At 54.9% G+C, this 22,031-nt stretch carries 20 protein-coding genes; 9 read left to right on the top strand and 11 right to left on the bottom strand.

Features of this window, described 5'->3' with window-relative positions; translation table 11 throughout:
• Positions 1-4: 4 nt before the first annotated feature.
• Positions 5-1,192 carry a VWA domain-containing protein gene (locus BC440_RS19420; protein WP_071241029.1) on the top strand — a complete coding sequence of 396 codons (1,188 nt, stop codon included), beginning with the start codon at positions 5-7 and terminating at the stop codon, positions 1,190-1,192.
• Positions 1,193-1,222: 30 nt separating this feature from the next.
• Here the strand turns inward: BC440_RS19420 and BC440_RS19415 are convergent, their stop codons facing one another.
• A complete protein-coding gene (locus BC440_RS19415; protein WP_071241028.1) occupies positions 1,223-1,639 on the bottom strand; it encodes an Lrp/AsnC family transcriptional regulator in 417 nt (138 codons plus the stop codon).
• A 137-nt stretch (positions 1,640-1,776) separates the two neighbouring features.
• Between BC440_RS19415 and BC440_RS19410 the strand changes: the two genes are divergently transcribed.
• The 4 genes from BC440_RS19410 (at position 1,777) to BC440_RS19395 (ending at position 6,507) form a co-directional block, all read left to right on the top strand.
• Positions 1,777-3,450 carry a M20/M25/M40 family metallo-hydrolase gene (locus tag BC440_RS19410; RefSeq protein WP_071241027.1) on the top strand — a complete coding sequence of 558 codons (1,674 nt, stop codon included), beginning with the start codon at positions 1,777-1,779 and terminating at the stop codon, positions 3,448-3,450.
• Positions 3,451-3,594: 144 nt separating this feature from the next.
• A complete protein-coding gene (glpQ, locus tag BC440_RS19405; RefSeq protein ID WP_083379446.1) occupies positions 3,595-4,647 on the top strand; it encodes a glycerophosphodiester phosphodiesterase in 1,053 nt (350 codons plus the stop codon).
• A 156-nt stretch (positions 4,648-4,803) separates the two neighbouring features.
• Positions 4,804-5,406, top strand: a complete 603-nt coding sequence (wrbA, locus tag BC440_RS19400) for an NAD(P)H:quinone oxidoreductase (protein ID WP_007090544.1) — start codon at positions 4,804-4,806, stop codon at positions 5,404-5,406.
• Positions 5,407-5,640: 234 nt separating this feature from the next.
• A complete protein-coding gene (locus BC440_RS19395) occupies positions 5,641-6,507 on the top strand; it encodes a pirin family protein (RefSeq protein ID WP_037990255.1) in 867 nt (288 codons plus the stop codon).
• 81 nt (positions 6,508-6,588) lie between these two features.
• On the opposite strand, the gene BC440_RS19390 is transcribed toward BC440_RS19395, so the two are convergent.
• Positions 6,589-7,803 (bottom strand): NADP-dependent isocitrate dehydrogenase, encoded by a 1,215-nt coding sequence (locus BC440_RS19390; protein WP_071241026.1) that lies wholly within the window; start codon positions 7,801-7,803, stop codon positions 6,589-6,591.
• Between the two features lie 326 nt (positions 7,804-8,129).
• On the opposite strand from BC440_RS19390, the gene BC440_RS23005 reads away from it, so the two are divergent.
• On the top strand, positions 8,130-8,381 hold the full coding sequence (locus tag BC440_RS23005; protein ID WP_139192151.1) for a hypothetical protein: 252 nt from the start codon (positions 8,130-8,132) through the stop codon (positions 8,379-8,381).
• A 25-nt stretch (positions 8,382-8,406) separates the two neighbouring features.
• Here the strand turns inward: BC440_RS23005 and BC440_RS19380 are convergent, their stop codons facing one another.
• Positions 8,407-9,066 (bottom strand): TetR/AcrR family transcriptional regulator, encoded by a 660-nt coding sequence (locus BC440_RS19380; RefSeq protein ID WP_071241024.1) that lies wholly within the window; start codon positions 9,064-9,066, stop codon positions 8,407-8,409.
• Between the two features lie 94 nt (positions 9,067-9,160).
• On the opposite strand from BC440_RS19380, the gene BC440_RS19375 reads away from it, so the two are divergent.
• Positions 9,161-10,264, top strand: coding sequence for an HlyD family secretion protein (locus tag BC440_RS19375; RefSeq protein WP_247643613.1), 1,104 nt, complete (start codon positions 9,161-9,163; stop codon positions 10,262-10,264).
• 1 nt (position 10,265) lies between these two features.
• Positions 10,266-11,858, top strand: coding sequence for a DHA2 family efflux MFS transporter permease subunit (locus BC440_RS19370; protein WP_071241022.1), 1,593 nt, complete (start codon positions 10,266-10,268; stop codon positions 11,856-11,858).
• A gap of 114 nt (positions 11,859-11,972) precedes the next feature.
• Here the strand turns inward: BC440_RS19370 and BC440_RS19365 are convergent, their stop codons facing one another.
• From BC440_RS19365 to BC440_RS19330, 8 genes are all read right to left on the bottom strand, one after another.
• A complete protein-coding gene (locus tag BC440_RS19365) occupies positions 11,973-13,622 on the bottom strand; it encodes an alkaline phosphatase D family protein (protein WP_071241021.1) in 1,650 nt (549 codons plus the stop codon).
• A gap of 355 nt (positions 13,623-13,977) precedes the next feature.
• A complete protein-coding gene (locus BC440_RS19360; RefSeq protein WP_071241020.1) occupies positions 13,978-14,958 on the bottom strand; it encodes an EamA family transporter in 981 nt (326 codons plus the stop codon).
• A gap of 124 nt (positions 14,959-15,082) precedes the next feature.
• A complete protein-coding gene (locus BC440_RS19355; protein ID WP_210766376.1) occupies positions 15,083-15,946 on the bottom strand; it encodes a carbohydrate ABC transporter permease in 864 nt (287 codons plus the stop codon).
• Positions 15,943-16,851 carry a sugar ABC transporter permease gene (locus BC440_RS19350; protein WP_071241019.1) on the bottom strand — a complete coding sequence of 303 codons (909 nt, stop codon included), beginning with the start codon at positions 16,849-16,851 and terminating at the stop codon, positions 15,943-15,945. The genes BC440_RS19355 and BC440_RS19350 overlap by 4 nt, the downstream gene beginning before the upstream one ends.
• A gap of 88 nt (positions 16,852-16,939) precedes the next feature.
• Positions 16,940-18,205, bottom strand: coding sequence for an ABC transporter substrate-binding protein (locus BC440_RS19345; protein WP_063092773.1), 1,266 nt, complete (start codon positions 18,203-18,205; stop codon positions 16,940-16,942).
• A 14-nt stretch (positions 18,206-18,219) separates the two neighbouring features.
• Positions 18,220-19,359, bottom strand: a complete 1,140-nt coding sequence (locus BC440_RS19340) for an ABC transporter ATP-binding protein (protein ID WP_037990263.1) — start codon at positions 19,357-19,359, stop codon at positions 18,220-18,222.
• A complete protein-coding gene (locus tag BC440_RS19335) occupies positions 19,356-20,141 on the bottom strand; it encodes a DeoR/GlpR family DNA-binding transcription regulator (protein WP_007090525.1) in 786 nt (261 codons plus the stop codon). Before BC440_RS19335 ends, BC440_RS19340 begins: the two co-directional genes overlap by 4 nt.
• Before the next feature lie 188 nt (positions 20,142-20,329).
• The gene (locus BC440_RS19330; protein WP_083379445.1) at positions 20,330-21,319 is read right to left on the bottom strand and encodes an NAD(P)/FAD-dependent oxidoreductase; all 990 of its coding nucleotides are present in this window, start codon (positions 21,317-21,319) and stop codon (positions 20,330-20,332) included.
• 153 nt (positions 21,320-21,472) lie between these two features.
• Between BC440_RS19330 and BC440_RS19325 the strand changes: the two genes are divergently transcribed.
• On the top strand, positions 21,473-21,967 hold the full coding sequence (locus BC440_RS19325; protein WP_071241018.1) for an Rrf2 family transcriptional regulator: 495 nt from the start codon (positions 21,473-21,475) through the stop codon (positions 21,965-21,967).
• Positions 21,968-22,031: the final 64 nt, after the last annotated feature.

Here is a 22,031-nt window from a genome sequence, read left to right as displayed (position 1 = left end):
CATCATGTTCACCGGCTTTTTCTATAAGCTGAAAGAGGCCCGAGTTCCGGTCAGTTTGCGCGAATATCTGACGCTGCTGGAGGCCGTCGAAAAGGGCCTTGCGAACTATGCGGTCGAGGATTTCTATTACCTGGCGCGCGCAGCACTGGTGAAAGACGAACGCCATCTTGATCGGTTCGATCAGGTCTTTGGCGCCCATTTCAAGGGTGTGATTGATCTGGCTGACGGCATGGATGAAGTTGCCAAGGCTGACATTCCCGAAGAATGGCTGCGCAAGCTTGCCGAAAAATTCCTGACCGACTCGGAAAAGGCCGAGATCGAGGCGCTTGGCGGTTGGGAAAAGCTGATGGAAACCCTTAAACAGCGGCTTGAGGAACAGAAAGGCCGTCACCAGGGTGGCAATAAATGGATCGGCACCGCCGGGACATCGCCCTTTGGCGCCTATGGCTATAACCCCGAAGGGGTGCGGATCGGGCAGGATAAATCCCGCCATCGGCGCGCGGTCAAGGTTTGGGACAAACGCGAGTTTAAAAACCTTGATGACAGTGTCGAAATCGGCACGCGCAATATCAAGGTGGCCCTGCGGCGTTTGCGCAAATGGGCGCGGACCGGGGCGGCAGATGAGCTTGATCTGCCTGGTACCATTTCATCCACTGCCCGTCAGGGGTGGCTTGATGTTCAAATGCGGCCCGAACGGCATAATGCGGTCAAGGTCCTGATGCTGTTTGATATTGGCGGGTCGATGGATGACCATATCAAGGTCTGCGAGGAACTGTTTTCCGCGGTCAAAACCGAATTCAAGCATCTGGAATATTATTACTTCCACAACTGCCCCTATGAGGGGCTTTGGAAGGACAATGCGCGCCGCCGCACCGATCAGGTTTCAACATGGGATGTAATCCGGACCTATGGTGCGGATTACAAGCTGGTGATTGTTGGCGATGCCACCATGAGTCCCTATGAAATCACCTATCCCGGTGGTTCGGTCGAACATTGGAATGCCGAAGCCGGGGCGGTCTGGATGCAACGTCTTCTTGATCATTTCCAACATGCCGCCTGGATCAATCCGCAGGCGGAAAACTGGTGGCAATATCACGGCTCGATCCAGATCATGCACAAGCTGATGGAAGGCCGGATGTATCCGCTAACCCTTGAGGGACTTGATCGGATGACCGGTGCGCTAAACCGTTAAATGCCTGTCGGCCTTTGCTTATCCGATATTTCAGGCAGGCCCCAGAAACAGATAGCTTTGGGTTTTGGCAATGCCTTCCATGGCGCGCACGGTCGTGACAACCTGATGAAAATCCGAAAGGGCGGGGACTTGAATTTCCGCGATCAGGTCCCATTCGCCATTGGTGGTGTGAAGGGCGGCAAAGCCAAGATTTTTGCGTAGGCTCGCGACCAGCGTTTTTACATTCTTGCCCGATAACTCGATCATCATCACGCCCCGGACGGTCCCATCGGCTGCGTCATCACGCAGACGTACTGTGAACCCGGCAATCACCCCCTGATCGATCAGGCGGTCCATGCGGGTTTTAACCGTTCCGGCGGCAACCCCTAAAAGCTGCGCCAGTTTCGGGACGGATGCACGCGCATTGATGCGCAATTCGGCAAGAAGGCGGCGGTCAAGATCATCCATAATTTCTTTCCGGTTTAATGATTTCGTCAATTATCCTGATGAAATCATCAATTTCCAATCGAAAATTGTATCAAACTGGCATTTTAACTGATTTCGGCAAAGCTTATTCTGCTGCCAAGTCATCAGGGAGCAAACAAATGACCATGCCGGAAGAACGATGGGCACCTTATGCCCGTACTGCTGAAATCGCCGACCGTCTGACCCGTTTTGGCAGTGTTACCGGCAGTGCCGGGGAAGCCGATATCGCAGGGCTGATCATCGATATTTTGCATGAAATTCCTTATTTTCAGGATAACCCCGACAATATCGCCGTGATCGACAGCCATCCGGTAGCGGGGGGCAGCCGGATGGCAAAAAGTGTTGTCGCACTGGTGCGGGGAACCGGGCGCAAGACAATGGCAATGGCCGGGCATTTTGATGTGGTTTCGATTGAAAATTATCATGATCTGAAACATCTGGCTTTTGAACCCGATGCGCTGTGCGAGGCCCTGATTGCCGATCTGTCCAGTCGGGAAAATCTTAGCGATGCCGAGGCACTTGCTCTTCGCGATTTTCAGACAGGAGATTTCATCCCGGGGCGCGGATTGCTTGATATGAAAAGCGGCGATGCGGCGGGCATTGCATTTCTGGAACATTTCAGCCAGCAACCGGATCGGCAGGGCAATGTCGTCCTATTCCTGACCCCGGATGAAGAACGCAATTCATGCGGTATGCGCAGCCTGCGCAATGCGTTGCCGGAATTGGCCGGGCGATGGAACCTCGACATTGTCGGCGGGATCAATCTGGACGCCAGCAGTGACCTTGGAAATGGCGAGGCAGGGCGCGCAATTTTCCATGGCTCGGTCGGGAAGCTTTTGCCCTTTGCCCTGGTGGCGGGTTTGCCAACCCATGTCGGTTATCCGTTTGATGGTGTTTCCGCCCATGTGATCGCATCGGAAATCATGCAGGCGATCGAGGCCAATAGTAACCTGTGTGATCGCGGCATGCATGAAACCGCACCACCCCCGGTCTGTCTTGAGGCCCGGGATGTGCGCGATATCTACGAAGTCACCACGCCTGAACATGTCTGGATGGCGTTTAACTGGCTGGTGATGGGGAAAAGCTGTGCCGAGCTGATGGGCGATTTCACCTCCATCGTAAAGGATGCCGGAAAACGCGCACTTGAACGATTTGCCAGCAACGCAGCCCGCTATGCCAAATCCAACGGGCAGGCTGCCCCGGCAGCTTTACCACCCTTGCGCATGGTAACGGTTGCCCAATTGCGTGATATGGCCTTTGCATCCGGCGGCAGCGATGCGCTTGACCGGATCGATGCGGTGGCCCTTGAAACGGCACAGGATAACAATCCGCTGAACCGCACCCGCATTCTGGTCCGTGCCATGCTGGCCGAGGCACATCTGCGCGGCCCTGCCGTGGTAACCGGTATGGCCGGTTTGCATTATCCGGCTGTTCATGTTGATCGCGCAAAGGATATGGACCGGCAGTTTCTGGATGCGATCAGCCGTGCCCGCGCCACGATAGAGGCCCGTCACGAAACGCAAATTTGTGACCGCGGTTATTTCATGGGTATATCGGATATGAGCTTTTTCGGTCATGCGACCGATGCCGGCGATACCGAAGTCATTGCCGCCAGCACCCCGATTGCCGAACTGGTGGATCGCCCGGTTGCAAATGCACTGAGCTATCCGGTGGTCAATATCGGCCCATGGGGCCGGGAATATCATCAACGTCATGAACGGCTTTATGCGCCTTATGCCTATCATGTGCTGCCCGATTTTCTTGCCGAAATCGCGGGCGAGCTTTTGGACTGATCAACCCGTTGCAAAGCAATCCACAGAAGGCAATCAAGCGTAACAGTTGCGTGAAACTTTGCGCTATCGCCTTCTGCCTTGTTCCTGCCGCATCGTTTCGTCACTATGCTGGGCAAAACTTATGCGGAAATAAGGAGTTATGGGATGCTGATGAAATCTGCGCGCGCGGCCATTCTGGGAGCTGCACTTGCCGTTCTGCCATTGTCGATTACACCGGCAATGGCACAGGACAGTACCCTTGAAAGGGTTGTGATCGCCCATCGCGGCGCTTCGGGCTATCTGCCTGAACATACCCTTCCGGCAAAGGCGCTGGCATATGGCATGGGGGCGGATTTCATCGAACAGGATGTGGTGATGTCCAAGGACGGCGTGCCGGTTGTCCTGCATGACATCCATATCGATACCACGACTGACGTTGCCAAGAAATTCCCCGACCGCAAACGTGAAGATGGCCGTTATTACGCGATTGATTTCACGCTGGAAGAACTCAAAAGTCTGAACGTTACCGAACGGTTCAAAGCCGAGACCGGTGAGCAGGTTTATCCGAACCGTTTCCCCGGCGAATACGCCATCTTCAAAATCCCGACCTTTGAAGAAGAAATCGCCATGATCCGGGGACTTAACAAATCAACCGGGCGCGATGTCGGCATCTATCCGGAAATCAAGGACCCGGCCTGGCACAAGTCCGAAGGGCAGGATGTGACTGCTGCGGTCATCAAGATCATGGAACATTGGGGTTATGGCACGCCGGAATCCAATTCCTTTGTTCAGAGCTTCGACTGGGCCGAAACCAAGCGTATCCGGAATGATCTGAAATATCAGGGCAAGCTGGTTCAGTTGCTGGGTGAAAACAAATGGGGTGCGCCCGACGGCACGGACTACGATTATCTGAAAACCGATGATGGTGTGGCCGAAATGGCAACTGTGGTGGATGGTCTTGGCCCTTGGTTGCCACAGGTCATCGAAGGGCTTAGTGCCGATGGCACAGCGATCATGACGCCAACGCTGATAGCCGCCCAGCGTGCGCAGTTGAAAGTCCATCCCTATACCCTGCGGGCTGACCAGTTGCCGAAATGGGCGGGCGATATGGATATCGCGCTTAAGGCGATCTTTGACGATGCCGGGATTGATGGCATCTTTACCGATTTCCCCGATCAGGTTGTCGAATATCTGGCGGTGCGACCGCAGCAGGACTGACTACGCTGGTATGTCGCGGTCTGGAACAGTTCCGGAATGCGCGCGTTCTGATCCGGGTAGGTTAAGCGAAATAGACTGTTTCCAATCTGACTGTTTCCGTCAGGCGGCAGTTGTCGCATGCTGATGGCGACGGATTTTCAACTCAAGGAGGCAAAATTGGCCAAGGTTCTGGTTCTTTATTATTCGATGTACGGACATATCGAAACCATGGCAAATGCCGTGGCCGAAGGCGCACGTGGTGTTGCCGGTACGCATGTTGACGTCATGCGCGTTCCTGAAACCATGCCCGAAGATGTCGCCAAAGGTGCTGGTGCCAAGCTTGACCAGGTGGCTCCGGTGGCGAAAGTTGACGATCTTCCGGAATATGATGCGATCATCTTTGGCGTTCCGACACGGTTTGGCAATATGCCCGGCCAGATGCGCACCTTCCTTGATCAGACCGGTGGTTTGTGGGCCAAAGGCAAACTGATCGGCAAAATCGGTTCGGTCTTTACCTCGACCGGGACCCAGCATGGCGGTCAGGAAACCACGATTGTCACGACCCATACGACATTGCTTCATCATGGCATGGTGATTGTCGGTGTGCCCTATAGCTGTTCGGGGCTGACCAATATGGACGAAATTACTGGTGGTTCGCCCTATGGCGCGGGAACGCTTGCCGGGGCGGATGGTTCGCGCACGCCTTCGACCAACGAGCTTGATATTGCAAAATTCCAGGGCAAACACGTTGCTGAACTGGCGGCAAAGCTGGCTGGATAATCATTGATTGCGTTCGATATCAGGGCCGTGCGGGTTATCTGCGCGGCCCCGATACATTTAGAGGCACGAACATTTGCTATGATGTTCGTGCCTTTTTGATTGATTGGGGTGTTATGGGAAACAATTCGATGCTTGATTGGCCATTGTTTCGCGACAGTTTTCTGCCAAATTGGGGGATATGAAGTTTCACAGATCGCAGCCCGATAGATTCCCGGCTGCTGACAGGAGGACCTGATGTCTGAACAGGGCAAAAAACCGCGTGGTGTTGCGCGCGTACTTCGCGCGATGGACACATCCGACGGGGCAGGCGTATCGCTTAAACGGTCGGTTGGATCGCCGCAGCTTGATATGCTTGATCCGTTTCTGATGCTCGATTCCATTTCAACCGACAATGCTGACGAATATATTGCCGGTTTCCCCGAACACCCGCATCGTGGTTTTGAAACCGTGACCTATATGGTCGAAGGTGCCATGCGTCATAAGGACAGCATGGGTAATGAAGGTGTTCTGCGTTCGGGTGGTGTGCAGTGGATGACCGCCGGCAGCGGGATTTTGCATTCCGAAAGCCCGGAACAGGAAAACGGTCTTTTGCAGGGGTTCCAGCTTTGGATCAATCTGCCGGCCAAGGACAAGATGGTTACCCCGCGTTACCAGAATATTGAAGGCCGCGACGTTGCCGAATTCAGCCCCGAAGACGGTGTTGATCTGCGCCTTGTCGCGGGTGAATTCATGGACAAAACCGGCCCGGTTAACGGGATTGCCACCAAACCGGTCTTTATTGATGCCAAACTGGCGGCTGGTCGCGAGGTGACCCTGCCGGTGCCTGAAGGCCACGCGGCCATGGTTTATGTCTTTATCGGGGATGCGATTGTTGCAGATAAAGCCATCACCACGCATCATCTGGCCGTGCTTGAAGACGGTGACAGCATCACCCTTAAAGGCGGCCCCGAAGGCGGGCGAATGCTTCTGATTGCGGCCCGTCCGCTGCACGAACCGGTTGTTCGCTATGGCCCGTTCGTCATGAGCAGCAAACAGGAACTGATGCAGGCCTTCGACGATTATCAGCGTGGCCGTTTCGTCCGTGCGGCGGCGGCTTCCTGAAAAAAAAACATCCATAAAATGCGACAAACCCCGCCAGTTCGCACCGACGGGGTTTCATCATTCTGGTAAGATGCCGGGCAATCAGCCCATGGCAACTTTCAGGCCTTCGTCAAGTTTGTCGAGGAACTGCGTGGTGGTCAGCCATTTCTGGTTCGGACCGATCAGCAGCGCCAGATCCTTGGTCATGAAGCCGGCTTCGACGGTGTCGACGCAGACTTTTTCAAGGGTTTCGGCAAATTTCACGACTTCCGGCGTATCATCGAACTCGCCACGGTATTTCAGGCCCTGCGTCCAGGCAAAGATCGACGCGATCGGGTTGGTCGAGGTTTCTTTGCCCTGCTGGTGCTGACGATAGTGGCGGGTGACGGTGCCGTGTGCTGCTTCTGCTTCTACGGTCTGCCCATCCGGCGTCATCAGAACAGAGGTCATCAGACCAAGCGAGCCAAAGCCCTGTGCGACGGTGTCAGACTGAACGTCGCCGTCATAGTTCTTACAAGCCCAGACGAAACCACCATTCCACTTCATCGCGCATGCAACCATGTCATCGATCAGGCGGTGTTCATAGGTGATGCCAGCAGCCTTGAATTTGTCGGCAAATTCGTTCTGGAAGACTTCCTCGAACAGATCCTTGAAGCGGCCGTCATAGGCTTTCATGATCGTGTTCTTGGTCGACAGGTAAACCGGCCAGCCAAGAGCAAGACCATAGTTCATGCAGGCGCGTGCGAAACCGATGATGCTGTCATCAAGGTTGTACATCGACATGGCAACGCCCGAAGACGGGAAGTCGAAGACTTCGTGTTCGATAGGCTCGCCGCCGTCTGCCGGCTGGAACTTGATGGTCAGTTTGCCTGCACCCGGAACCTTGAAGTCGGTCGCACGGTACTGATCACCAAAAGCATGACGACCGATAACAATCGGCTGGGTCCAGCCCGGAACCAGACGCGGAACGTTCGAGCAGATGATCGGCTGGCGGAAAACTGTACCGCCGATGATGTTGCGGATGGTGCCGTTCGGCGACTTCCACATTTTCTTCAGGCCGAATTCCTCGACGCGCTGCTCGTCAGGCGTGATGGTCGCGCATTTGACGCCAACACGATGTTCCTTGATGGCATTTGCTGCATCAATGGTGATCTGGTCGTTGGTTTCGTCACGTTTCTGAACCGACAGATCGTAATATTTAAGATCGATGTCGAGATACGGCAGGATAAGTTTGGTTTTAATGAAGTCCCAGATGATCCGGGTCATTTCGTCGCCGTCGAGCTCGACGACGGGATTCTTCACTTGAATCTTGCTCATGGAATACTCCCTTTCTGGCCGCGGCCAGGATACAGCGCGGCTGCCATTTGACATTTCATCCGGCGCGCGAGGGAGCGCCCTGGCCGCGTCGGGAGAGCGCAACATACAGGATGAAATCAGAAAATCAAAGAGGGCGGCGCAACATCCTTGTTAAGACTTTCGCGCAAGGCCGAAATTGTTGGGTTTTTGTGCCTTGGCCGATGTTGATGCTACTCTAGAAAACGCTGGTTTGCCCGATATTTACACCATTCCCTGAATTAATGCGCATCCCACGGGCAGGGGACATGGCATGTGACGGCATATGATCCTGATCAAAGAAAAAGGTTATGGAATGGGTCAAACTCGCATTTGTCGGGTTCAGGGGGAAGACTCCGGCACCGTCAAACCGGAACCATATGGGGGCTGCCATGAACCTGCCTTATGAAACCAACATCATCATCGCGCTCTGCATTGTCGGCTTCTGCCTTTTGGGCGTTGGATACAGCTTCCGCGACAGGGGATGGGGCCTTGCGCTTGTCTGGATCGGGGTGATCACGATGATGGGGCCGATTGCCTATCGCCTGCTGGTCATGTTCTGAACCGGAAGTCGTTCGGTGCGCAGGCTTATGCCTGCGCCGGGGTTTTCTGGTCAACCGTGGCCGGGTCTATTCCGTATCCGCGCAAGAACATATCGACCGCCGCAATTACATGGGTGTGCAAATCCTTTGCGTGTGGTTCCCAGCCGACATAGGTCATCTGCCGGAAATCGTAATCGGCCTTAAGCAGGCTTGTGAAAAACACGGCGGCCTGTTTCGGATCGCTTTTGGGGAAGTTGTCTTCTTCCATCTGGCGTTCGAAGTAGGATGTGATGATCCGGCGGCCGCTCATCAAGCCGCTTTCATAAAACACCTTGCCCAGATGCGGGAACCGCGGAACTTCGGACAGGAACAGCCGCATATAGCGAATGGTTTCCGGCGTGGTCAGAAGCGTCATCAGCGTTTCGCCAAAATGGATCAGGGCCGCCCGCAGCGGCATCTGTGACAATTCCAGATCGGCCATGACAGCAACCACACGTCCCGTGCAATTGCGAATCACCGCTTCGAATACACCGTCCTTGTTGCCGAACAATTCGTAAATTGTTCGCCGGGAGCCGCCAGCTTCGGCGGTGATCATTTCAAGTGTCGTGCCCGAAAGGCCATGTTCGCAAAAAAGTTCACGGGCCGCATCAATCAGCGCTTCGCGACGTTTCAGGGTTCTCGGGTCGATATTTCGCGTTTCGGACAAGCAACTGTTCCAATTCTGCACTTGACGTTTGGTACTGTTTGGTACCATAAGGGTTCAAATGGTACTAATCAATACCAAAAGGATCAAACAGACGATGAGTGTGAAAAAAGTCATACTGCCCCTGGTCGCTGTGGCGATTATCGGTGGCGGTGGGTATTACGGGTTCTACTGGGTGACTGAGGGTCAGTACCACGAATCGACCGATAATGCCTATTTACAGGCTGACGAAGTCGCAATTTCGCCAAAGGTTTCAGGATATGTCGGCGACCTTCGGGTTGCCGAAAACCAGCCTGTGCGCAAGGGCGAACTGATGTTGTCCATCAAGGACGAAGATTATCGTGCCGAACTGAAACAGGCCGAGGCTGCCCTTGATGCGCGCCGTGCCGCGGTTCGGACCATGGACGAGCAGATCACCCTTCAGATGGCCGCCATCGATCAGGCGGCGGCCAATGTCCGCATTGCAAAGGTCGAACTCGATCGCACGTCCGAGGATTATACGCGTTACGAGGATCTGGTGAAAAAGGGGGCGGCCAGCCGCCAGAAATTCGATTACGCCAAGGCCGACCGTCAAACAGCACAGGCACAGGTGGCCGCCGCCAATGCGACCCTTGCGGTCGAGCAGGGGCGGATCGGCGTTCTGCGTGCGCAGAAGGTCGAAGCCGAACGTGCCGTCTCACAGGCCGAAGCCGCGCGCGATATCGCGCAGCAGGCGTTGGACGATACCCGCATCTATGCGCCCTTTGACGGTGTGATCGGCAATCGGTCGGTTCAGACCGGCGCACTGGTTCAGCCCGGCGAGCAGTTGCTCGTGCTTGTGCCGCTTCCGGGTGTTTATGTTGTGGCCAATTTCAAGGAAACCCAGATCGGCCATATGGCACCTGGCCAGAAGGTCCGGATAGAAGTCGATGCCTTTCCCGATGCCGATATCACCGGCCGGATCGAAAGCTTTGCCCCTGCCACCGGTGCGCAGTTCAGCTTGCTGCCGCCGGAAAATGCCACCGGCAACTTCACCAAAATCACGCAGCGTGTCCCGGTGCGTATTGCCCTTGATAACAGCGACCTTGCCAAGGCCATGCGCCCCGGCCTGTCGGTTGTTGTGAATGTCGATGTGCGTGATGGCGACGGTGCTGAGCATGCGGCGGGTTCCGGCCTTGCAAGTGTTGTAACGCCGACCCCGGAACTCTCGGAGCGCAACTGAAATGAGCAGTGCCGCCACCAGCCCCGGTTCCATAGCCCGGCCCGATGATCCGGTGCAGCATGTCGATACCATCAAGTTTATTGGCTGGGTTGCGATGGTGGTTGGCATGTTTCTGGCGATCCTTGACATCCAGATCGTCGCAAGCTCGCTTGAAAACATTCAGGCCGGTCTGTCAGCAAGCCCCGATGAAATCGGCTGGGTCCAGACCAGTTACCTGATTGCAGAAGTCGTCATGATCCCGCTTTCGGGTTTCCTGTCACGCCTGATCTCAACCCGCTGGCTTTTTGTTGCCTCTGCAATCGGTTTTACGATTTTCAGCATCGCCTCGGCCTGTGCCTGGTCAATCGAAAGCATGATCTGGTTCCGTGCCGCGCAGGGTTTTCTTGGCGGGGCGATGATCCCGACCGTGTTTGCCACGACCTATATCATTTTCCCGGCGGATAAACGGAATACCGCCTCGGTGATGATTGGCCTGATTGCCACTATGGCGCCGACTGTGGGGCCGACTTTGGGCGGTTATCTGACGCAGTCGTTTTCTTGGCACTGGCTGTTTCTGATCAATGTTGTGCCGGGCATGCTGATCGCGCTTGTCGTCGCGGTAACGCTTGATGTTGATCGTGGCGATCGGTCGCTGCTCCGTGGCTTTGATCTGCGCGGATTGCTTGCGATGGCAGCCTTTCTCGGCAGTCTGGAATATGTGCTGGACGAGGGCCCAAAAGATGACTGGTTTGATGAACGCGCCATTGTTTATGGTGCCGTGATCTGCGTGATTTCGGGACTCTACTTCTTCCGGCGGATGTTCACCTATGATCATCCGATTGTCGATCTGCGCTCGTTCAGGGATCGCAACTTTGCCATGGGCTGCATCTTCAGTTTCACTCTTGGCATCGGGCTTTATGGCAGTGTCTATATCCTGCCGCTGTTGCTAAGCCGTGTGCGCGGCTATGACAGTCTGGAAATCGGCACCATCATGGCGGTCACCGGCATTTGCCAGTTCATTTCTGCCCCGATTGCCGGGAAACTGACGGCCAGATTGCCTGCGCGTGTCGTGCTGGGCTTTGGTCTGGCGTTGTTTGCGGTGGGGGTTGCCCTGAACGGTTTTCAGAACAGTCAGGTATCGTTTCACGAACTGATCCTGCCGCAGGCTGTGCGTGGTTTTGCCCTGATGTTCTGCATGCTGCCGATCACCAATCTGGCACTTGGCACCCTGCCAGCGGAAAAGATCAAAAACGCCAGCGGCCTTTATAACCTGATGCGCAACCTTGGCGGGGCGATTGGCTTGGCTGCGATCAACACCATGCTTGATAAACGCACCGACCTGCATTTCGCCCATCTGGCCGAACATATCAATACATCAAGCACGGCCTTCCAGAATTATCTGGCGACAATGACGGCACGATACGGTGCCATGGGGCTGCCCGACCCACAGGCTAGTGCGATGAAATCCATCGTCAATATCGTCACGCGCGAAGCCAGCATGATTTCGTTCAACGACGTGCAGCTTGCCATGGCGGGCATCTTCATTCTGGCTTTGCTGCTTCTGCCGCTCGCACGTCCGGCAGGATCGGGCAAACCATCCGTCGACTCACACTGAAAACAGGATATTCCCCAACCAGACAGAAAAGGCCGCACATCGTTCCCCCGACCCCGCAAGCGAAAGCTTGAGTGCGGCCTGACCGGTCCCCGTTCCCCCGGGGACCGGTTTTTTCTAGCCAACCAGCTTGATCACCTTCTGTGTGACACTTTCCGATCCGGGTTCGGCCCAGTAAAGGGTGGCGCTTATTTTGAGGTCACCATCCCGGCAATCGGCATTGATCAGCGCGAAATTGTTTTCCCCGGCAAAACGGAACATCTGTTCAAACCGACCGCCATCGAACCCGTCTATATCGGCCGATTTTTGCATGGCGGCGGTGGCAATGCCCGGTGCCGGTTTGCGTGAAATCGCACTTGACGTTACATTGAACAACCGTGCCCCGGGATAGGTTTTGCCATGCGTGATCTGAAATGCGCTGGCGCAATGGACATCCCCGCTCAGGATCACAATCGGGATGCTGCTTTCAGCGGATCGCGCCAGCAGCAATTCAAGCATCGCATTGCGTTCCTTGTGGTTGGTTTCATGGCCCCATTCATCCATGAAATCATCCTTTTGACCGCCAAAATCGAGCGTGTTTACGGCACTTTCCGTCCAGTGCACGACGGGCACGGGCGAACAGATAAAGATCGCCTTTTTCTTTTTGGTTGCGGCCGAATTGATCCAGCTTTTGAAGCGTTCGAACTGTTCCGCCCCCAATAATCGCTGTCCGTCGGGTAATTCACAATCGTGATGGCCGCGCACGTCAAGCATGTAAAAGCCATAGGCTCCCTGATCGAATTTATAATCCCAGTGGCTGGCATCGGGATCGCCATTGACGATCATGCTGTCAGGGTTATGCGCATGCTGATATTCAAGATAGGCCCGCGCTGCGGCCTTGAACATCAGCATTACAAGCGCGTAATTGGCGTCCTCGTCATCATCCTGAAAGAAATTGGCGAGCTTGGCCTTGCGCTCATCCGCGGTCAGCGAGCCCCAGCCGTCCATGATCTCGTGATCGTCCCATATCATGTATTGCGGGAAACGCCGGTAAACAGACAGCAGATGTTCGAACTGCCAGTAAATCCGGTAATAGGTGCGATAAAGCTTGGTGAAATAATCGATGATCGCGGGTTCGTCGAGGTTGCCATCAGGTGTGCTATAGGCGGCCAGCAAGGCGTTTTTGTTATTCTTTAGCCACACCCAGACGTCTTGCATGCGCGATGCGTGATTGGTATCACAATAAACCTGATCGCCGCCGCCAATGACAAAATCCGCACGGCGTTCGTTCAGGACATCATAAAACTTGTCCCATGCGCCTTCGCTGTTGGGTTTGACACTAAACGGGTCGTGGCAGGAATAAAACCCGAACTGCAATGACTGCGGGTTTTTGGGCAATGTCCGGAACCAGTAATCATGTTCGCCGCCCATCTCGATGCAGCGCTCAAGATCAAGCTTGTCCGATGCAAGGTAATAGTAATAGCGGGTATCTGGTTCAAGGTTGTCTACCTCGAACGTCATGGTCAGGTCGGTTTCACGGGTGAATTCGCGTTCTTCCATAAAAACGATATCACTGTTTGCGGCCTTCATAGCAGCAAGGCTTTTGCCTGACAGATCATAGGCATCCTCGGGTAGTTTTTGCACACTGACAATCAGTGTCCAGCGCCCGGTCATATAGGCCCTTACCCAGATTTTCGCCGTGTTGTCGGTGGTATGGCCGACGATGGCGGCCGTATCGATTTTGGATTTGAGTGTTTCGTAATTGTCCGGCTGTTGCAGACTTGCCATTGGAAATCCCCGCTCTGTTTGCGCCCCTTTTTTGGGTGCTTGCTTGGCCCGTTATTGCCCGGTCTTGGTGCAGACAGTTTAGGCCAATTTACGGCGGTATCAATTTCAAGTTTCAGGTGCTTGTTTGGGGCAATCTTATCGGGAAGTATCCGTTGCCATTAAACAGGAAACGCCCGGGCGGGGAACCCGGGCGTTTCGGTCCATCCGGAAGGGAGACCACCGGATGGAAACAGGGTCGGACGGCCAATTTTTTGGGAGGCTGGCCGTTTGGGGATGCGGTCAGAAGAAAGGGGCTCCTGACCGCCGGGCGACCCTGCATTGGTGGCGCAAGGGGGGCTTATTGTTCTTTTCGTTCTCAGGCCGGGGCAGTGGGGGCTGCCCCGGCCGGGGTGGTTGCACCAAGCGCCTTCAGGCGTCTGGAATGGCGACGTTTCGAATAGGTGATCTGAATAATGCCCAGCATCACCAGAAGGGCCGAAATCCAGAAAACGCTGTCATGGGTGGGGGCTGGCGTCAGGTCAAATCGCGCGGCCAGCATTTCAAGGCCCAGAAGGATGAAGGGCAGGATACTGGTCGCAAGAATGTATTTTTCGATCCCGGCGGTCTTGATCGACCGCAATGTCAAGACCATCGCCGGTCCGCGCAACAAGGTGCCAAGGATCAGGCCGGCCAGTATGGTTTCTGTCCCAAGGAACCCCTCAAGCGAGGTATAGGGGATCGGAACCGGGCTGATAAAGCCGATCAGCGGCGGGAAGATCAGAAATACCGATGCGGTAATCAGCAACAAAACCCCGGTAAATCGTAGATGGGACCACGCATCTTTGATCTGGTTGTCCGGGTGTTTTTCCGCCAGAACCGACGATAAAATCGCTGTGACCTCGGATGCCAGCATCAACCACACCGCAGGGTTGGCAAGGCCGTCGGGCAGATGCCACGCCAGAAAACCGGCACCGGCAAGCAGAATCGTGTGCCCGAACCATTCCGCCTTGCCCGGTGCGCGGCCAAGGATAAAGGCCGCGGCAAGGGCCGCCATCGGCATGCCGGTTTGTGATAAAATTCCGCTTTCAGGCGCGCTGATATAGACCAGTGCCGCGGTCCAGCTGACCCCGGTCAGAACGCGCAAAACCCCATATGCCCAGTTGATCGGCAAGGTGAATTGCCGCCACGGAATGAGCCTTCCTGGTGCCATCAGCACAAGTGCCAGCCCGCCGAAAACCAGCTGCCAGCAGGTCATGGCATAAACATCGACATCAAACGCTGTCAATGCAATCCGGTTGCACACCAGAAGCATCGCCCAGACGACTGTTGTGCTGACAAGCAGGATCAGAACCGGCATATGAAAAAACTTCAAAAGTTATGAACGCTGCCAGTCTGTTGGATTCAGGAATGAATAGCCATGCCCGATATTTAAGTGGCGTTATTCAAATTTGTATCGCCGGGTAAACGGGACAGCTTGCGGTTCATCTGATCCCGGCACGCAGAAATGCCTGAATGAACTGGCGCTGGAAAATCAGGAAGGCGATCAGAAGCGGCAAAATGGTCAGGATGGTGGCAGCACTGATCACCGAAATATCAACGCCGGTTTCTGGCGCACCGAACAATGAAAGCCCCACGGTCAAGGGCCGGGTTTCCGGTGAATTTGTCACGATAAGCGGCCACAGGAAATTGTTCCAGTGGGTCGCCACCGACACCAGCGCATACGCCAGATAAACCGGCTTGGCCGCAGGGACATAAACCTTCCACAAAACGCCCATCCAGCTGCATCCCTCGATACGTGCGGCTTCTTCAAGTTCAAGCGGTACGGATTTGAAGGCCTGACGCAGCAGGAAAATGCCAAATGCGCTGGCCATATAGGGCAAGCCGATGCCAAGGGCGGTATCAAACAGGCCCAGTTTGGCGACTATGGCATAGTTTTCGACAATCAGAACTTCTGGCAGGATGAACAACTGCAACAGTACCAGCATGAAAAGGGCATCACGGCCGCGGAACGGAAACCGGGCAAAGGCAAAACCGGCCAATGTGCACAAAACAAGCTGACCCATCAGGATCAGGGACACAAGCGTAAGCGTATTGACGAAATAGCCTATCCAAGGCACGGCATTCCAGACATCAATGAAATTTTGCAAGGTCAGTGGTGCACTGAAATCAAGTGCCAGTGCACTGCCCGACGGTTGCAGTGCCGCCCAAAGGGCAAATAACAGCGGCGCAATCCAGACAAGAGCAAGAACCCATGCGCCCAGTGTATCGAGAATCCTGGCAAGATCGGGGAACCGAATATGTGGTTGGGCGATGTGTGATGGGCGGGTGCCGAGATGTACGTTCATCGGTAATGGGTCCGTTTTTCAACCAGTCGGAATTGCACGATTGCGACGATACCAAGTACTAGCAAAACCATCATGGTCATTGCCGCTGCATGCGGGCGGTCGAAATAGGCGAATGCCATTTCCCAGATCCAGTAAAGGATCAGTTTTGACGCATTGTTCGGCCCGCCTTTGGTGAGGATGAACAGATGATCGATCAGTTTGATCGAATTGATCAGCGCATTGACAAAGACGAATATCGTGGTTGGCATCAAAAGCGGCAAAAGCACCCGTCGTGTATAGGTCCAGCGACCGGCCCCTTCAATGCTGGCCGCTTCGCGGAGGTCCGGCGGAATGGTCTGAAGGGCTGCCAGATAGAAGATCATGAAGAACCCGGCTTCTTTCCAGATCGTCACGATGATGACCGCGGCCAGTGCCGTTTCGGGCTGCCCTAGCCAGTTGGTCGGTTCCGCGCCGAAAAATCCGGTAATACGATCAATGATGCCAAGATCGGGGGTATAGAAAAACAACCATAAATTCGCCGCGGCAATCATCGGCAGGATTGTCGGCGTGAAATAGGCGCTGCGCACAAAGCTTCGTGCGGGAATATGCGCGTTGGCCCAAAGCGCCATGATCAGGGCAAAGATGATCGAAACCGGAATTGTAACCCCGGCATAAATCAGATTGTTGCCTGCCACGGTCCAGAATGTCGGATCGGCAAACAGATCAAGATAGTTTTCAAATCCCGCAAAGCTGCTGGGGCGGCGTGTTGTGCCACGGGTAAACAGACTGCCAAAGAAGGTCGCGATGGCCGGGTAAAATGCAAACAGGCTAAGCAACGCCAACGACGGTGCCATCAGCATCCAACCGTAAAGAGCAAGTTTGCGTCTTTGTATTGCTGCCAGATCGTTTCGAGGCTGATCACCCATCGAGGCCACGTCCTGAATTCAAGAGGATTTCAAATGAAGAAAGCAAAAGGGCCGGGACGGGGGGAAACCGTCCCGGCAGCAGATCGGCTTAGTTGAACGCCTTAAGAAGACGGTTGGCATCTTCCTGGGCGTCGATCAGGGCCTGTTTCGGCGATTTTTCTCCGGTCAGGGCCGCCTGAATGGCGTTGTTAAGAGATTCACGAACACGGGCCGTTTCATAGGTCGAGAATTCCGGGATCGCGACGTTAAGCTGATCGCGGGCAACCACAGCCTGCGGGAATTCGCTGGCATAGGATTTCAGCGCGTCGGTTTCGTAGGATGCCGGGGTAACGCCGACATAACCGGTTGCAATTGACCATTCTGCGGCACGTTCCGGCGCGGTCATGTATTTGATCAGGTCAAGCGACGCGGCCTGCTGTTCCGGGCTGGAACCCTTGAACATATAGAAGTTGCCGCCCCCGGTCGGTGAACCGGGCTTTTTGTGCGCCGGAAGCATGGCAACACCGAAGTCAAACTTGGCTTCTTTTTTGACAGCAGACAGGTTGCCTGTCGAATGCCACATCATGCCGGTCTGACCCTGCACGAAAGCCTGACGAAGTGTGCCCCACTCAATCGTGCCCTCAGGCATGATCTTTTCTTTTGTGGCGAGGCCGCGCCAATATTCAAGAGCCTCGATGACGGCAGGATCATCGAAATAGGTTTCCGTTCCGTCGGCATTCATCAGTTCCTTGCCATTCTGAATGGCGAAGCACTGGAACATCCAATAAGGATATCCGGTGGACGGAACCATCAGACCCCATTTGCCGTCTTTGGAAAGCGCCTTGCCCGCGGCAACCATTTCTTCCCAGGTCTGGGGTGGAGTTTCAGGATCAAGACCGGCTTCGCGGAACATGTCCTTGTTGTAGTACATGACGATGGTTGAACGCTGGAACGGGATGCCCCAGGTTTTGTTGTCGACTTTGCCATTGGCCATCAGCGCCGGATAGAAGCCGTTAAGCCATTCCTTGTCTTCTGCGGTTTTGACAACATCATCAAACGGAATGATCAAATCCTGTTCGATCAGGTCATAGACATCGATCGAAAACATCACCGAAAGCTGCGCCGGATCGCCGCTTTTGATTGCAGAAACCGCACGCAGTCGGGTGTCGTCATAGTTTCCGGCATAAATCGCATTGACCTTGACGTCGGGATGTTCGGCTTCAAAACCGTCAATCATGCCGTCGATTACTTCGGTCAACGCACCGCCAACGGCGATGGGGTAATACATTGTCAGTTCGGTTGCGGCAAAGGCCGGGGTTGCCGCCGAAGCAAGCAGACCGGCAGCAAAAGCGGCACTGGTAATGGAATTACGCATCGGTTTCTGTCCTTTTACGATGTCGGAATTGCTGAGTGATTGGTCGTCGTAACAAAAGATTTTTGCGTTGCATGGTCGTTCATCGCCGCCGAAAGACGATGACCGTGTTCGCGATCAAACCAGTGGGCAGCAACGCCAGCCCAACTGAGCGAGACTTGTGTCCCGGGCGAAAGATGCACACGACCGGGCAGGCGGGCCGTTGTCCCGTCGGTTCCGTCTATTGACAGATAGACAAAGGTTTCCGGTCCCAGGAACTCGCTGGATATGACCGTCGCGGAGAGGCCCGAAGCACTGTTTTGCTGGTCGGTATCAAGTTTGATGTCTTCGGGTCTGATGCCGACAATCAGATTGTCGGGTCGTGCACCGCTTGGTAGGGCGTCGGACGGGATTGCGGTTGCTGGCAATAGCCCCATTGGCGGGCTGCCGACAAAGCTTGCAGCAAAGGCGGTGGCGGGTTTCAGATAAAGGTCTGCCGGGGTTCCAGCCTGCTCGATACGGCCATTCTTCATCAGGATGACGATATCTGCCATGCTCATCGCTTCGGTTTGATCGTGGGTGACATACACCACCGTGATGCCAAGGCGTTGCTGCAGGTCGCGAATATCCTTGCGCACGGAATGCCTCAGTTTTGCGTCCAGATTGGATAGTGGTTCATCCATCAGGCACAGCGGATGCCCGGCAACGATGGCGCGTGCCAGTGCAACCCGTTGACGTTGTCCGCCCGAAAGTTCGGCAGGCTTGCGTTTCTCCAACCCTTCCAGTCCGGTCACACCGAGCGCATCGGCTAGGCGTTTCGCCATTTCAGCCTTGGCGCATTTGCGAACCTTCAGGCCAAAAACAATGTTTTCTGCGACGCTAAGGTGAGGAAACAGCGCATAGGATTGAAACACCATGGATAGCTGTCGTTTTGACGGCGGGACTGCGGTGACGTCCTGATCTTCAATCAGAATGCGACCCTGATCGGCGGTTTCAAGACCTGCAATCAGACGCAGCGTGGTTGACTTTCCGCAGCCGGAGGGCCCCAGCAGAACAACAAAGCTGCCGCGCGGTATATCAACGGAAAGGTCATGAACACCGTTTCCACCGTCAAAAATGCGTGAAACATTTTCGATCCTGATAAAGGGTCTTTGGGTGTCGGGGGTCTGAGACGTCATTTGAGAGTTTCGCCTTTTGCTATTTGCAGCCGGTCGAGGATGTCCTGGCGCTGGAACAGGGCGTTAAAATCACCACCGGGTTTTTGATCAATGACGATCATGTCGGGATCGGTGAGGTGCCCGCCCTTGGCCGGGGCCGGGCGACCGAATTTCGATTGATCGGCAACCAGAATGGAATTTCGGCAGTTTCCAATGATCGCCTGACGCAAGGCGACTTCGCGATGGTCGAAGTCGGTCAACGTTCCGTCGGTTTCAATTCCACCAACACCGAAAATACCGAAATCAGCTTTGTAGTTATGGAACATCTCTTCGGCGTCCGGTGTGATCAGGTCTCGATCAGGCAGACGCACAGTGCCGCCGGGAATAACGATCCGATTGCTGGTATTTGTGCCCAGCGCCATCGCGACATTCAGATTGTTGGTGATGACGGTCAGGTTGCGATGATCCGCCAGATTAAGCGCCAGCAATTCAAGTGTGCTGCCGATCCCGATCAGGATTGATGCCCCGTCGGGAATTTTCCCGGCAACATGCAGCGAAATGGCATGTTTGGCGGCAATGTTGGTCACCTGGCGATTGTCATATGACAGGTTCATGCCCGGCTCGCCGGCGTATTCGGCCCCACCATGGCGTCGGCGCACCAGATTGGCGTCGCTTAAAATATTGACGTCGCGACGCACGGTTTGTGGTGTGACTTCAAACTGGTCCGCCAATGCATCAATGGATGCAAAGCCATCACGGCGCAGAATATCGATAATATGGCGTTGCCGGATTGAGATGTTCATCTGATCGCTTGATTTGTTGTTTTGAACATAGCCGCGATCATAGAGAGCTTCGTTGTCACTAAGATTTCAGAAGAGTGACATTCGTATGAATGTTGTTTTCGGTCCTTCTCCAGTATGATTGCGGCCACCGGGATGCCCCGATGGCCGGGTGAAAATCATGTCGCGAGATTGCTGTGATTGCGTTTCAACTATGTAAAAATCAACGACTGATGCACCCCAACCCCGGCCAGAACGCCCGCGGCCGAGGCCAGTGTGGCATTGTGGCGCGCGGTGGCGGCATCACCAGCGGCAAAGACGCCGGGGATGCTGGTTTCCTGTGATGCGTCGACCTTGATGAACGGTCCGGCAAGGCCTTCTTCGAACCTGCAACCCAGCATTTCCGCAAGTGGATTGGTCATTGAAACAGTTGGCCCGGCAAACAGGGCCTGAATGGGTTTGGTGCGCCCGTCGGCCAGTTTAACGGCATCAAGTTCGGGGGCGGTGCCGATCAGTTCGACTATCGGGCTTTGTTCAATCGTGATGCCGCGCGTATCCATCTGTGTGCGGATTTCAGGTTCCGGTTCGTATTTCCCTTGGGTGAAGAAGGTCGTTGGGCCCCAGTCCGGGATCATCATTGCCTGATGGGTGGACATCGGGCCGGTTGCCAGCACGCCAAGTTCCCGGTCACGAACTTCGTAACCATGGCAATAGGGACAATGCAGCACGGTTTTGCCCCAACGCGGCATCAGACCGGGAATGTCGGGCAGGGTGTCAACCACGCCGGTAGCAAGGATCAGGCGGCGGGCCTGAAAGCGGCGGCCATCTTCCAGCGATACCTTGAAACGGTTGCTGTCTTCGTCCCCGGTTCCGGCGGTGTCCGGTTCCAGTCGGGTCGCGGTTTTTGCCATGCCATGCGCAATGCTGACGGTGGGATAGGCGCGAATTTGCCCCATCGCCAGACGGGCAATTTCATCCGGGCTTTTGCCATCCATCCCGAAAAAGCCATGCGATGCCGCGGCGAAACGGTTGCGCGGCAATCCGGCATCAATGATGCAAATCTCTTTGCGGGCACGGGCCAACTGCATGGCAGCGGATAAACCGGCAAAACCGGCACCGATGATGATCGCGTCATAAAGTTTTTGCGAGTTCGGCATCGAAACTGAATGGCCAGATGATGAGGGTGCGGATGTATCGGACATATCGGGGCTCCGTACGGTAACTGAAAATGAATCATGTAACTTTATAAGTATCGTGATTTTGCAATGTCAAGGGTCTTGAAACTTTTGGTGTTGCGAATATGCGCCAAAGCCCGATAGTCTGGCCGTGATATTGCCAGACCAAGGAAACCATCAATGCGCCGTGACAGTCGCCTTTCCCGCATGTTGCACGTCCTGATCCATATGGATCGGTTTGGCGGGGCGATGACGTCCGACATGATTGCCCGGATGCTTGATACCAATCCGGTTGTGGTTCGGCGTACGATGGCAGGGTTGCGCGATGCCGGTTATGTGCGATCCGAAAAGGGGCATGGCGGCGGATGGGTGATTATTCGCCCGCTTTCGGAAATCACGTTTCTTGATATCCATAACGCGCTTGGCAATCCGTCGATCTTTGCCGTGGGGGTTGCGGTCGAACATCCCGAGTGTCTGGTTGAACAGGCGGTAAATGCCGCCCTTGGCAGTTCGTTTGACGCTGCCGAGAAACTTTTGCTTGAACGGTTTGCGTCGGTCACGCTGGCCGATCTTGCCACTGACGTCGATCAGCGATGGCCGACTGAGCCCGATGGCAAATGGACCGGACCGGGCAGCATTTTTGAACATCTGCCTCAGTCCGGCGATACCGAATAACCATACCTTGCAAATACTTGTGGCTCTATGTCTGTGCCCGCGCAACCATGGCTTGCGGGATCGG

Source organism: Thalassospira sp. MIT1004, assembly GCF_001858545.1.
Classification (GTDB): domain Bacteria; phylum Pseudomonadota; class Alphaproteobacteria; order Rhodospirillales; family Thalassospiraceae; genus Thalassospira; species Thalassospira xiamenensis.
This window is presented reverse-complemented; position numbering and strand designations above follow the sequence as displayed.

Excerpts from the sequence above, each read along its gene's own strand:
- BC440_RS19420 (WP_071241029.1), top strand. The coding sequence starts at position 5 with ATGTTCACCGGCTTTTTCTATAAGCTGAAAGAGGCCCGAGTTCCGGTC.
- BC440_RS19415 (WP_071241028.1), bottom strand. The coding sequence starts at position 1,639 with ATGGATGATCTTGACCGCCGCCTTCTTGCCGAATTGCGCATCAATGCG.
- BC440_RS19410 (WP_071241027.1), top strand. The coding sequence starts at position 1,777 with ATGACCATGCCGGAAGAACGATGGGCACCTTATGCCCGTACTGCTGAA.
- glpQ (WP_083379446.1), top strand. The coding sequence starts at position 3,595 with ATGCTGATGAAATCTGCGCGCGCGGCCATTCTGGGAGCTGCACTTGCC.
- BC440_RS19395 (WP_037990255.1), top strand. The coding sequence starts at position 5,641 with ATGTCTGAACAGGGCAAAAAACCGCGTGGTGTTGCGCGCGTACTTCGC.
- BC440_RS19390 (WP_071241026.1), bottom strand. The coding sequence starts at position 7,803 with ATGAGCAAGATTCAAGTGAAGAATCCCGTCGTCGAGCTCGACGGCGAC.
- BC440_RS23005 (WP_139192151.1), top strand. The coding sequence starts at position 8,130 with ATGGAATGGGTCAAACTCGCATTTGTCGGGTTCAGGGGGAAGACTCCG.
- BC440_RS19375 (WP_247643613.1), top strand. The coding sequence starts at position 9,161 with ATGAGTGTGAAAAAAGTCATACTGCCCCTGGTCGCTGTGGCGATTATC.
- BC440_RS19370 (WP_071241022.1), top strand. The coding sequence starts at position 10,266 with ATGAGCAGTGCCGCCACCAGCCCCGGTTCCATAGCCCGGCCCGATGAT.
- BC440_RS19365 (WP_071241021.1), bottom strand. The coding sequence starts at position 13,622 with ATGGCAAGTCTGCAACAGCCGGACAATTACGAAACACTCAAATCCAAA.
- BC440_RS19360 (WP_071241020.1), bottom strand. The coding sequence starts at position 14,958 with ATGCCGGTTCTGATCCTGCTTGTCAGCACAACAGTCGTCTGGGCGATG.
- BC440_RS19355 (WP_210766376.1), bottom strand. The coding sequence starts at position 15,946 with ATGAACGTACATCTCGGCACCCGCCCATCACACATCGCCCAACCACAT.
- BC440_RS19350 (WP_071241019.1), bottom strand. The coding sequence starts at position 16,851 with ATGGGTGATCAGCCTCGAAACGATCTGGCAGCAATACAAAGACGCAAA.
- BC440_RS19345 (WP_063092773.1), bottom strand. The coding sequence starts at position 18,205 with ATGCGTAATTCCATTACCAGTGCCGCTTTTGCTGCCGGTCTGCTTGCT.
- BC440_RS19340 (WP_037990263.1), bottom strand. The coding sequence starts at position 19,359 with ATGACGTCTCAGACCCCCGACACCCAAAGACCCTTTATCAGGATCGAA.
- BC440_RS19335 (WP_007090525.1), bottom strand. The coding sequence starts at position 20,141 with ATGAACATCTCAATCCGGCAACGCCATATTATCGATATTCTGCGCCGT.
- BC440_RS19330 (WP_083379445.1), bottom strand. The coding sequence starts at position 21,319 with ATGTCCGATACATCCGCACCCTCATCATCTGGCCATTCAGTTTCGATG.
- BC440_RS19325 (WP_071241018.1), top strand. The coding sequence starts at position 21,473 with ATGCGCCGTGACAGTCGCCTTTCCCGCATGTTGCACGTCCTGATCCAT.